Source organism: Streptomyces malaysiense, assembly GCF_000980885.2.
GTDB classification, from domain to species: Bacteria; Actinomycetota; Actinomycetes; order Streptomycetales; family Streptomycetaceae; genus Streptomyces; species Streptomyces malaysiense.
Map to the genome: position 1 here is coordinate 160,681 of NZ_LBDA02000057.1, position 11,649 is coordinate 172,329.

An 11,649-nucleotide genomic window follows, 5' to 3' on the forward strand; every position below is an offset into this window, starting at 1 on the left:
GCCGGGCGGGCGGGCGCCGTCGCCCCGCCCACCAGGAGTGCCGCGCAGCCCACTTGGCGGCGGTTCCCGCGCAAGTCCGGGCAGTGACACGGGAGTCGGGGCAGGACGCGGGGCCCCGCGGAGGGAACGGGTCCGTATTCTCTGATCATGGTTGCCTCCCCCGCGTACGCACTGATCGCCACCGACCTGGACGGGACGCTGCTGCGCGGCGACGACACCGTCTCCGAGCGCTCGCTGGCCGCGCTCGCGCGGGCGGGGCGGGCCGGGGCCCGGCATCTGGTGGTCACCGGCCGCCCGGCCCCCGGAGTGCGTCCCCTGCTGACCGCCCTCGGCGGTACGGGGCTCGCCGTGTGCGGGCAGGGGGCGCAGGTCTACGACGCCGGGTCCGGCCGCATGCTGTGGTCGGTCCGGCTGGACCGGGAGCTGGCCGAGACCGCGCTCGGCAAGATCGAGGCGGAGGTGGGCCCGGTGTTCGCGGCCGTCGACCAGGACGGCACGGACGGGCTCACCCTGATCGAACCCGGATACCGGATGCCCCGTCCGACGCTGCCCGCGGTCGGGGTGGCCCGGCGCGAGGACCTGTGGCGCGAGCCGATCAGCAAGGTGCTGCTGCGCCACGCCGCCCTGTCCGACGACGAGTTGGCGGCGGCGGCCCGGTCGGTGGTGGGCTCGCTGGCCACGGTCACCATGTCGGGACCCGGGACCGTGGAGCTCCAGCCGTGCGGGGTGACCAAGGCGACCGGGCTCGCGCTGGCCGCCGAGCGGCTCGGGGTCCCCGCGGCACGCGCCCTGGCCTTCGGCGACATGCCCAACGACATCCCGATGTTCCGCTGGGCGGCGCACGGCGTCGCGATGGCGAACGCGCACCCCGAGCTGAAGGCGGTCGCCGACGAGGTCACGACGTCGAACGAGGACGACGGCATCGCCGTCGTCCTCGAAAGGCTGTTCCCGGCCGGGTGACCGGGAACAGCGGTGGTGCCGCGGGCCCGCGTGGCCCGGCGCCGGTCAGTAGGGGCCGTTGACGTTGTCGATCGAGCCGTAGCGGTGGGCGGCGTAGTTGCAGGCGGCGGTGATGTTCGCGACCGGGTCGTAGATGTTGAACGACGTTCCGGCCACGTGGTACGTGTTGAAGGTCGGGTCGATCACCTGGAGCAGACCCTTGGACGGTATGCCCTTGGCCGCGTTGGAGTCCCACAGGTTGATGGCGTTCGGGTTGCCCGAGGACTCGCGCATGACGTTGCGGTAGATGCCGTTGTAGGAGCCCGGAATGTGCTTCTGGGCCATGATCGCGAGGGATTCGCGGATCCAGCCGTCGAGGTTGTTCGGGTACCCGGCGGGCGTGGTGGCGGCCGAGGTCGTACCGGTGGTGGCGGACGCGGTCGCCGCGCCCACGAGCGGCATGGCGAGCACGGCCGCACCGGTGCCGGCGACGGCGATCAGACGGACGAGGCGGTTGGCGCGGGTACGGCGCGGCTGAACGGCAGCAGACATGGGGACGTTCCTCTCCTACGCCTGCGAGGTGAGCTGTCGGGTTCGGGCGGGGAGGTGCCCGGTCGCGCCCCGTGAGAGGCACGGCTTTACCCCAAGCCGTCCCGGTGCGAACACGCGGTGCGGCGCGCTGTGTCACGCGCTGCGCCACGTGAGTCGTCCGGTCCGGCGACTTACCTGGGTCCCCCGCTCCTGCCGTACGAATGAGTTCGTCGATGGGTGTATGGGCGGCGGCAGGATTCGGCGTCCGCCCGATGGGTCGGGAACGTATGCGAGAGCACATGCCGGGAACAAGCGCTGAATTGTTATATCGCGGCATTTGGCCTTGATCATCAGCCTATGGGGTACTTGATCCTTTGCGAATGCCAATACTCAACTCGCTTACGGCGCACGGCGGGAAGGGGTGTCGGCGGGCCGTCGGCGGGAAGGCGGGCGGGTGACCCAATTCACGAAATGGCAAACTGTGGAAAATCGGGCATGGGGGATTCGTCCCCCGACGGGGCGGGGTCGGCGCCCGGATCGCCCCTGAAGTCGCGATGAAGTTCCCGAATATCTGTTAAGTGGATAAATGTCCGTTGTCATCATCCGAGCGGGGGTATGCCGACCATGATCCATACCGCCCAGGCTGGACGGGTGGGTGCGGGGTGGGCGCTATCGGTGATCGAAACCGGACCGGATACGCTGACTTGAGTGATGGCAGCGACCTATCGACAAACCGCGTAATCGCCAGCAGACACCAGCAGACAGGAGACCCCTCGTGACCGTCGTCGGGCCGTTCGGGCTGAGCGTGCGGGACCAGGCTCTCGAAGCCGATGTCCAGGCCGGATTGGCGGCTGTCGAGGAAGGCCTGCTAGAGGCCACCAAGAGCGAGGTCCCGTTCATCACGGGGGCCGCCCAGCACCTCGTCCGGGCCGGCGGGAAGCGGTTCCGGCCGCTGCTCGTGATGCTCGCGGCGCAGTTCGGCGACCCCTACGCGCCCGGAGTGGTGCCGTCGGCCGTGGTCGTGGAGCTGACCCATCTGGCCACGCTCTACCACGACGACGTCATGGACGAGGCCGCGGTGCGCCGGGGCGTGGACAGCGCCAACACCCGCTGGGGCAACTCCGTCGCGGTCCTCACCGGCGACTTCCTCTTCGCCCGCGCCTCCCAGATCCTCGCCGACCTCGGCCCCGAGGCGGTCCGGGTCCAGGCCCTCGCGTTCGAACGCCTGGTCACCGGCCAGATCCTGGAGACCGCGGGCCCCACCGACGGCCGCGACCCGGTCGAGCACTACCTCGACGTCCTCGGCGGCAAGACGGGCTCGCTGGTCGCGGTGTCCTGCCGGTTCGGCGCGATGATGTCCGGTGCCGACGAGACGGTCGTGGACGTGCTCACCCAGTACGGCGAGCGGCTCGGCGTGGCCTTCCAGCTCGCCGACGACTACCTGGACATCGCCTCCGACTCCCACGAGTCCGGCAAGACCCCCGGCACCGATCTGCGCGAGGGCATCCCGACCCTGCCCGTCCTGCGGCTGCGCGAGCGGGCCGCCCGGCTCGGACTGCCCGAGGACCTCGCCCTGTGCGAGCTGCTCGACTCCGACCTCAGCGACGACGCCCGGCACGCCGAGGCGCTGGCCGCGCTGCGCGCCCACCCGGCGCTGGAACAGGCCCGCCGGGACACCGTGCGGTACGCGGAGGAGGCGCGCGCCGCGCTCGCCCCGCTGCGCGAGTGCGACGCCAAGGTGGCGCTGACGGAGCTGTGCGACGCGGTGGTGCACCGGGCCGGGTGACGCGGTGGTGCGCCGGGCCGGGTGACGCGGTGGTGCGCCGGGCCGGGTGGCCGGTCCGCCCGTACCCCGGGACAACCCCCGTTCGGCGTCCACCAGGTGGCCCTACCCCGGGTTCCGTCGCATCCTGCCGGTAGGGACGCGTTCGAGCCCCTAGGGGTGCCCCCTACGTGTCATACCGCAGTCGTACGCCGAGTTGGCCCCGAGGGCTGACGATTCCTCACCGCGGATTTGGTCGTATGGACACCACGGACTTCACCACTCCTCACCGATTCGGGTGAGAATGGCGGCTCGGGTGGACCAGCGTGAGGGCAGCCGCCGCCGACGACGGAGGTAAGGCACACATGGCACCGTACGAATCCGACGACGCAGTGGGCGCCGCGGGGGACGAGGAGACGCGCTCGGGCCGCCGCAGGGCCGCGCGGTACGCCGTCCCCGTCGCGGTGATCGGGGTGGCCGCGGCCACCATCGGGCTGGTCCCGGCGCTCGCCGACTCCGGCGACCCGGACCTGCCCAAGGTCACCGCCCAGCAGCTCATCAACAAGATCGCCAAGTCGGACGTGCAGCAGCTGTCCGGCACCGTGAAGATCAGCACCGACCTGGGTCTGCCCGACCTCGGCGGCCTGGAGAGCGGTCTCGCCTCCGGCATGGCCCGGGGCTCCGGCACGGGTTCCGGTTCCGCCGCCGACCCGAGCTCCCGGCTGACCGAGCTGCTCTCCGGCACCCACACCCTGCGCGTCGCGGCCGACGGCCCGGACCGGCAGAAGCTCTCGCTCCTGGAGCAGGGCGCCGAGTACAGCGTCATCCACAACGGCAAGGACGTCTGGGGCTACGACAGCAAGAGCGACCAGGTCTCCCACGGCACCGCGCCCGCCGCCGGCAAGGACCGGGCCGAGCCCCCGGCCACGCCCAAGGACTTCGCCGACCAGGCGCTGAAGGCGGTGGACGACACCACCTCGGTGACCGTCGACGGCACCGCCCAGGTCGCCGGGCGCGACGCCTACAAGCTGCTGATCAAGCCCCGCCAGTCCGGCACCACGGTCGGCGCGATCAGCATCGCGGTGGACGCGCGCACCGGCATGCCGCTGAAGTTCACCCTGACCCCGAAGAGCGGCGGCGCCGCCGTGCTCGACGCGGGCTTCACCCAGGTCTCCTTCGCCCGGCCCGCCGCCTCCGTGTTCGCGTTCACGCCGCCGAAGGGCGCGAAGGTCACGGAGCGGAAGGACGGCGCGCTCAAGGAGGGCGCGGGCAAGGACGCCGGGAAGCCCGGCCTGGGCAAGGGCCTGGAGGGCATGGACGGCGCCAAGGGCCGCGAAGGCGCCGAGGGCGCTCCCAAGGTGATCGGCAAGGGCTGGACCTCCATCGCCACCGTCGACACCGGTGCCAAGGGCGGCCTGCCCACCGGTGCCAAGGGCGGCGACCTCGGCGGCTTCCTCGGCTCGCTGGGCGACAAGGTCTCCGGCAAGTTCGGCAAGGGCACGGTCTTCTCCACCCGCCTGGTCAACGTCCTGATGACCGACGACGGCAAGGTCTACGCCGGCGCGGTCACCAAGGACGCGCTGGTGAAGGCGGCGGACGCGGGCAAGTAGGCCGGACCCGCCGAGGGCGGCCGACGGGAGCAGCCGGAGTCGAGGGGGGAAGCCGATGGGCCCGGTACGGCCCGGGGCGGTGGACGGCGTGATCGCCACCCGCGGCCTCACCAAGCGCTACCGGGGCGGGCAACTCGCCGTGGACGGTCTCGACCTGACCGTCCCGGCGGGCAGCGTCTTCGGCTTCCTCGGCCCGAACGGCTCCGGCAAGACCACCACCATCCGCATGCTGATGGGCCTGGTCGAGCCGACCTCCGGCACGGCCCGCGTCCTCGGCCTGCCCATGCCGCGGGCCGCCCGGACGGTGCTGCCGCAGGTCGGCGCGCTCATCGAGGGACCCGCCCTGTACGGCCATCTCTCCGGCCGGGACAACCTGCTGCGCCTCGACGCCGCCGACCCGACGGCCGACCCGCGCACCCGGCGGGCACGCGTGGCCGCCGCCCTGGAGCGGGTGGGTCTCGCGGCGGCCGCGGGCAAGCGGGCGAAGGCGTACTCGCTCGGCATGAAGCAGCGACTGGGCCTGGCCGCCGCGCTGCTGCGGCCACGCCGGCTGCTGGTCCTGGACGAGCCGACCAACGGTCTGGACCCGCAGGGCATGCGTGAGATCCGCACCCTGATCAGGGAACTGGCCGCCGACGGCACCACCGTCTTCCTCTCCTCACACCTCCTCGACGAGATCGAGCAGCTGTGCACCCACCTGGCCGTGATGGCCCGCGGCCGGCTGCTCGCCCAGGGCGCCACGGCCGACCTCGCGGCGGGGGCGCGTGACCGGCTGGTGGTGACCACCCCGGACCCGGTGGAGGCGGCCCGGGTGCTGAAGGAGCAGGGCGCCGCCGACGTCACCGCCGACGGCGACCGGGTCACCGGCGAGCCGCCTGCCCGCGACCTCGCCGAGGTGAACGCGGCCCTGGTCGCGGCGGGTGTGCGGGTACGGGGGTTCACCCTCCGCCGGGCCTCCCTGGAGGACTCGTTCGTGGCGCTGACGGGGGAGGGTTTCGATGTCGCGCGCTGACCCGGCGACCGCGGTCGCCGCCGAGCGCGGGCCCGCCCCGCTGTGGACGCTGGGCCTGCTGCGCAGCGAACTGCTCACCACGCTCCGCCGCCTGCGGGCGCTCGTGCTGCTCGGGGTGCTGGCGGCGGTGCCGGTGCTGATCGGGGTCGTGGTGAAGGTCCGGGCGCGGGGCGGCGGTTCGTCCGGCGCGGCCGGGCCCGCCTTCCTCGGCCAGGTCACCGACAACGGCCTCTTCCTGGTGTGCACCGCGCTCGCCGCGACGCTCCCCTTCTTCCTGCCGATGGCGGTCGGCGTCGTCGCGGGCGACGCGATCGCCGGCGAGGCCGACGTGGGTACCCTGCGCTACCTCCTGGTCGCCCCGGCCGGGCGCACCCGCCTGCTGCTCGTCAAATACGCGACGGTGGTGGTGTTCTGCCTGCTGGCCACGCTGGTGGTCGCCGCCTCCGCGCTGCTGACCGGCGTGCTGCTCTTCCCGGTCGGCGAGCTGATGACGATCTCCGGTACGACCATCAGCTTCACCGACGGCCTGCTGCGGGCCCTGCTGGTCGTGCTGGTGGTGGCCGCGTCCCTGATCGGGATCGCGTCCCTCGGCCTGTTCGTCTCCACCCTGACGAACAGCGGCATCGCGGCGATGGCGACCACCGTCGGCCTGGTCGTCACCGCCCAGATCCTCGACCAGTTCCCCCAGTTGCACGCCGTACGGCCGTACCTCTTCTCCCACTACTGGCTGTCCTTCGCCGACCTGATGCGCGACCCCGTCTACTGGCCCGACCTCGTCCACGGCCTCGGCCTCCAGGTCCTGTACGCGGCGGTGTTCGGCTCGGCGGCGTGGGCGCGGTTCAGCACCAAGGACATCAACACGTAGCCGAACCGGCCACCGCCAGCAGCTGTTCCTCCCGTCCCGGCGCCGCCACGAGCTGGAGCCCCACCGGGCAGCCGTCGCGGCCGAACCCCGCGGGGAGGCTGAGCGCCGGGTGCCCGCTGAGGTTGAACGCCCAGGTGAGGGCGGTGGAGTAGCGGTCTTCTGGACCCTCGTGGCCATGGGCGGCGCACGGGGTGGTGGGGGTCAGCAGCAGGTCGGCGCGACGGAAGAGGGCGGCGAGAACGCGATCGTTGGCGGCGCGGACGCGTGCGGCCGTACGGAGGTCCCCGGTCCCGCTCCCGCGCAGGGCGAGCCAGGCGGTGGCCGGGTCGTCGAGGCGGAGGGGGGTCCCGGGCGGCAGGAGGCGTACGGCTCCCGCGTCGGCGAGCCGGCGGGCGGCGGCGTGGGCGACCGCGACCGGTTCGGGATCGGGGTCGGCGAAGCCGAGGTCGGGTGACCAGACGGCGACGGGCGGGCGGACCGGCCCCGGCCCCGGCCCCGGCCCCGGCCCGGGGGCGCCTCCCGACACCACCCGCCAGTACGCCTCCGCGTCCGCGACGGACCGGGTCAGCACACCGGGCGCCGCGAGGCCCGTGCGGTCGGCGGAGGGGAGCCGCCCGTTGGTCGTCTTCAGCCCGATCACCCCGCACCACGCGGCCGGGATCCGCACCGACCCCGCCCCGTCGGTGCCGGTGGCCAGCGGCACCAGCCCGGCGGCCACGGCAGCGGCGGAACCCGCCGAGGAGCCGCCGGGCGTACGGTCGTACCGCCAGGGGTTGACCGTGCGGCCGTACCGCCCGAGTCCCCATGTCTGCCAGGCGGTTCCCGGCCCCGGTACGGCGGTGGCCCCCACCGGGACGCAACCGGCGGCGATCAACGGTCCCGCCCCGCGCAGCCCGTGCCGTCCCTTCACCCCGATCGGCACTCCGGCCAGCGGCGGCCGTTCCCCCGCCGCGATCCGGTCGTCCACCGCCCGCGCCCCCCGCAGCGCCTCCTCCTCCCACACCTCGGCGAAGGCGCACAGCACCGGGTCGACGCGCTCGATCCGCGCCAGCGCGGCGGTGACCGTCCCGACGGCCGTCGTGGCGCCGGCGCACACGGCCGTGGCCATCTCCCGAGCGCCGCTCATGGTGCCGTCTCTCCTTCCGGGTCGGCGTCGTTGAACAGCACATCCGCGACCGCCGTCGCGGTTCCCGGCCGGGCGCGGCGGGCCGTTGGGACGAGGCTGTGACGTCGGCGTGACGCGGAGGCGGGCATGGAGCGGACACACTGGTTCACAGGATGCGTGCGGCCGGTGCGCGGCACGGGGGAGTGAGGGAAGGACCGATGGCTCGACTGAGCTTCGAGAAGAAGCGGGTGCCGGGGCCCGTGGCGCACCCGGCGGCGGTACCCGTCCGGGTGTACGGCGCGGGCGGCGCGTCCGTGGGCGGAGTGGCGGTCGTGGCGGCACCGGGCGAGGAGATCCAGCAGGCCGTCCTGAACCAGCTCCAGCGCCTCGCCATCAGTCTCGGCGCCCCCGTACGGGCCACCGTCCAGGACGACCGCGCCGGCTGCGTCGTACCGCTGGAGGTGTCGGCGGACGGCTCCAGCCGGGCCACGGGCAAGGCGATGCGGGTGGCGCGGCCCGAGGCACCGGAGTTCCTCCGGACCCCGGCGGGCGCGTTCGGCCCGGCGCCGGTGATGGGGGCGGCGGATTCGAGTGCGCGGGTCTCGGGGGAGGCCGAGGCCGGGCGGGGTGTGGACGCGCTCGTCGTGGGCGGGGCCGGGTCCCCGTCCGGGGCCGGGTCGGGGTCCGCGTCGGAGGCCGGTGGGGTCGAGTCCGGGTCGGTAGCGGGTGTCCCGGGAGCCGGCGAGGGCGCCTCCGTGGCAGGAGCCGTGACGAGCCTGCCCGGTCCCGTCGCGGCTTCTGCCGCGCCCGTCGTGGACGTGCCCGCACCCGTCGTGGACGTGCCCCGGCCGCTCACCGCCGCGCCCGCGACCGCGCCGGCGCCGACGGTCCCCGAGAACACCGACTGGCCCGGCGAGTCCGTCCCCGCGACGACCGCCACCCCCACCCCGCCCCGCGGCTTCGACGCGGTCGCCGAGGAGGTGCTCGGGGACGGTCCGGTCACCGAGACGGCGGAGGGGGCCGAACTGCTCACCGAGCCGGTGACGCGGATCAACGAGGCCGTGTGCGCTGGCCGGATCGAGGAGGCGGCGCAACTCGTCGAGCGCACGGTCGAGGAGGCCGCCGCCGTCCTCGGCGCCGCCCACGCCGAGGTGCTGCACCTGCGCGAACTGGCCGCCTACATCGCCTACCTGGCGGGCGAACCGGTCCGCGCCTGCCGGCTCTCCCTGGACCTCGCCCGGCTGCGCCGCACCGCGCGGGACGCGGACGCCGCCTACGGCAACGTGCAGAGCGCCTCGACCGCGTGGCGTGCGGTACGGGACCCGGAGGAGGGTCTGCGGCTGGGCCGCGACCTGATAGACCTCTGGGCCGACCTCGCCGCCGAACCGGGCCCCGCCGCCGACGACCCCCACCCGCTGGAGTCCGCCCGCGCCCGCATGCTCCGCCTCACCGACCGGGCGTCCCGGGCCGCGCGGACGGCCGAGCACGGGGCGGCGTAACCGCCCCGCGCATCCGAGAGAAAACGATTGCGCGTCCCCCACGGCCCCGCGGCCGCTGCCGGGGTCAGGCGTCCACCGAGGCCCCACCCCGATCCTTCGTCCGGGGTGCCCCGAACCGGGCCCGGGAGGCCTTCGGCTCCAAGGCGGCCAGGTCCTTCTTCGACCGGCGCGCCGTGTGCAGGGCGCTGCCCGTGAGCAGCAGCAGGGCCACCCACACCAGGGCGAAACCGGCCCAGCGCTCGGGCGGCATCGCCTCGTGGAAGTAGAGGATGCCCAGCAGGAACTGGAAGACGGGGGCCAGGTACTGCAGCAGCCCCAGGGTGGACAGCGGAACGCGGATCGCCGCCGCGCCGAAGCAGACCAGCGGCAGGGCGGTGACGACGCCGGTGGAGGCTAGCAGCGCCCCGTGTCCCACGCCCTCGGTCGTGAAGGTGGAGTGCCCCCGTGCGCCGAGCCAGAGCAGATAGCCGAACGCGGGCAGGAACTGGACCGCGGTCTCGGCGGCCAGGGACTCGACGCCGCCCAGCCCCACCTTCTTCTTCACCAGCCCGTAGGTCGCGAAGCTGAACGCGAGGCAGAGCGAGATCCACGGCGGGCGGCCGTAGCCGACGGTCAGGACGACGACCGCGGCGAAACCGGTCGCCACCGCCACCCACTGCACGGGCCGCAGCCGCTCCTTCAGCAGCAGCACGCCCATGGCGATGGTGACCAGCGGGTTGATGAAGTACCCGAGGGACGCCTCCACCACATGGCCGGCGTTCACGGCCCAGATGTACACACCCCAGTTGACGGTGATCACCGCGGCGGCCACGACCACCAGCGCCAGCCGGCGGGGCCGGCGCAGGAGTTCCCCGGCCCAGGCCCAGCGCCTGACGAACAGCAGGGCCACGGCGACGAAGAAGAGCGACCACACCATCCGGTGGGCGAGGATCTCCATCGCCCCGGCGGGCTTCATCAGCGGCCAGAACAGCGGGACCAGGCCCCACATGCCGTAGGCGGCGAAACCGTTCAGCAGACCTATGCGGTGCTCACCCTTGGACGTCCCGGGCACGGGTCCTCCTTCCGCTCCTCGTGCGCCGACGTGCGCGCGGGCACGAAGGTAACGCCGCGCGCCCCGGGCTGTCATGTCCGTATCGCCATACGGTCATGACAGTCCATGGCGGGCAGGGGGAGGCGGTGGCCGGGCGCCGGTCAGTTCTTGAACGCGGCCTCCACGGCCTCGGCCAGCGGCGTCGTCGGGCGGCCGGTCAGCCGGGCGAGGTCCCCGGAGTCGACCACCAGCTCGGCACGCGAGATCGAGGTGTCCACCCCGGCGAAGACGGCGGCCAGCGGCTCGGGCAGCCCGGCGCCGGTGAGGATGCCCAGCATCACCTCTTCGGTCACCGCGTCGTAGGTGATCTCCCGGCCGGCCGCGCGGCTCAGCTCGGCCGCGTACTCGGCGAAGCTCCACGCCTCGTCGCCGCCCAGCTCGTACGTCCGGTTCTCGTGGCCCTCGCCGGTCAGCACCGCGACCGCGGCGGCCGCGTAGTCGGCGCGGGCGGCCGAGGAGACCCTGCCCTCGCCGGCCGCGGCCACGACCGCGCCGTGCTCCAGCACCGGGGCGAGCCGCTCGGTGTAGTTCTCGTGGTACCAGCCGTTGCGCAGCAGCGTGTACGGCAGGCCGGAGGCGAGCAGCACCTCCTCGGTGGCCCGGTGGTCGTCCGCCAGCGTGGCCTTCAGGGTGCCCGGGGCGCTGGTGTACGCGAGCAGTGCCACGCCCGCCGCCTTCGCCGCCTCGATCACCACGGTGTGCTGCCGCACCCGGTCGTTGTCGAACTCGTTGCCCGAGATCAGCAGGACCTTGTCGCCCGCGGCGAACAGGGTGTCGAAGGTCTCGGGCGCGTTGTAGTCGGCGACGGCCAGCCTGACGCCGCGGGCCGCGAGGTCCGCGGCCTTCTTCTCGTCGCGTACGACGGCGGTGATCCGCTCCGCCGGAACCTTCTCCAGCAACTGCTCCACGACGTGCCGGCCGAGGTGTCCGGTGGCTCCGGTGACGACGATGCTCATGGTCTCTGACGCTCCTTGCGAGGGGGGGGCTAGAGCACTAACCATACGGTTAGCGCTAACTAAAAGAAAGTGCATTTGATCCGGGCACGCGAAGAGGCCCGGGAACGGTCGTCCCGGGCCTCGCGGAGCGGTGGAGCGGTGGAGCGTGGAGTTGTGGAGCGGTGGAGCGTGGAGCGGTGGAGCCGCGGGGTGGTGTCAGCCGACGACCGTCCAGGTGTCGCCGCCCGCGAGCAGCGCGCCCAGGTCGCCCTTGCCCTTCAGCTCGATCGCGGTGTCCAGC

Annotated in this window: 10 protein-coding genes and 1 riboswitch; of the genes, 6 read left to right on the top strand and 4 right to left on the bottom strand. The window is 73.5% G+C overall.

What is annotated here, in order from left to right:
- Positions 1-147 precede the first annotated feature (147 nt).
- The gene (locus VT52_RS25305; protein WP_046417153.1) at positions 148-960 is read left to right on the top strand and encodes a Cof-type HAD-IIB family hydrolase; all 813 of its coding nucleotides are present in this window, start codon (positions 148-150) and stop codon (positions 958-960) included.
- A gap of 45 nt (positions 961-1,005) precedes the next feature.
- Here the strand turns inward: VT52_RS25305 and VT52_RS25310 are convergent, their stop codons facing one another.
- The gene (locus VT52_RS25310; protein WP_046417151.1) at positions 1,006-1,491 is read right to left on the bottom strand and encodes a transglycosylase SLT domain-containing protein; all 486 of its coding nucleotides are present in this window, start codon (positions 1,489-1,491) and stop codon (positions 1,006-1,008) included.
- A 3-nt stretch (positions 1,492-1,494) separates the two neighbouring features.
- Positions 1,495-1,713: riboswitch (cyclic di-AMP (ydaO/yuaA leader) on the bottom strand.
- Between the two features lie 532 nt (positions 1,714-2,245).
- Between VT52_RS25310 and VT52_RS25315 the strand changes: the two genes are divergently transcribed.
- The 4 genes from VT52_RS25315 to VT52_RS25330 all read left to right on the top strand — a co-directional run bounded on the left by VT52_RS25315 (position 2,246) and on the right by VT52_RS25330 (position 6,719).
- Positions 2,246-3,256, top strand: a complete 1,011-nt coding sequence (locus VT52_RS25315) for a polyprenyl synthetase family protein (protein WP_046417150.1) — start codon at positions 2,246-2,248, stop codon at positions 3,254-3,256.
- Between the two features lie 341 nt (positions 3,257-3,597).
- Positions 3,598-4,842, top strand: a complete 1,245-nt coding sequence (locus VT52_RS25320; protein ID WP_046417149.1) for a LolA family protein — start codon at positions 3,598-3,600, stop codon at positions 4,840-4,842.
- A 55-nt stretch (positions 4,843-4,897) separates the two neighbouring features.
- On the top strand, positions 4,898-5,854 hold the full coding sequence (locus tag VT52_RS25325) for an ABC transporter ATP-binding protein (protein WP_046417148.1): 957 nt from the start codon (positions 4,898-4,900) through the stop codon (positions 5,852-5,854).
- Positions 5,841-6,719 carry an ABC transporter permease gene (locus tag VT52_RS25330; RefSeq protein ID WP_046417147.1) on the top strand — a complete coding sequence of 293 codons (879 nt, stop codon included), beginning with the start codon at positions 5,841-5,843 and terminating at the stop codon, positions 6,717-6,719. The genes VT52_RS25325 and VT52_RS25330 overlap by 14 nt, the downstream gene beginning before the upstream one ends.
- Here the strand turns inward: VT52_RS25330 and VT52_RS25335 are convergent.
- On the bottom strand, positions 6,709-7,845 hold the full coding sequence (locus VT52_RS25335; protein ID WP_071387660.1) for an amidase: 1,137 nt from the start codon (positions 7,843-7,845) through the stop codon (positions 6,709-6,711). The two genes, VT52_RS25330 and VT52_RS25335, sit on opposite strands and share 11 nt — an antisense overlap.
- 197 nt (positions 7,846-8,042) lie before the next feature.
- Here VT52_RS25335 and VT52_RS25340 point away from each other — a divergent pair, with 197 nt between their 5' ends.
- Entirely contained in the window at positions 8,043-9,323 is a 1,281-nt protein-coding gene (locus tag VT52_RS25340) for a hypothetical protein (protein WP_071387661.1), read from the top strand.
- A 64-nt stretch (positions 9,324-9,387) separates the two neighbouring features.
- Here the strand turns inward: VT52_RS25340 and rarD are convergent, their stop codons facing one another.
- Together rarD and VT52_RS25350 are read right to left on the bottom strand one after the other, a co-directional pair.
- The gene (gene rarD / locus VT52_RS25345) at positions 9,388-10,374 is read right to left on the bottom strand and encodes an EamA family transporter RarD (protein ID WP_107481437.1); all 987 of its coding nucleotides are present in this window, start codon (positions 10,372-10,374) and stop codon (positions 9,388-9,390) included.
- A 140-nt stretch (positions 10,375-10,514) separates the two neighbouring features.
- A complete protein-coding gene (locus VT52_RS25350; RefSeq protein WP_046423514.1) occupies positions 10,515-11,369 on the bottom strand; it encodes an SDR family oxidoreductase in 855 nt (284 codons plus the stop codon).
- Positions 11,370-11,649: the final 280 nt, after the last annotated feature.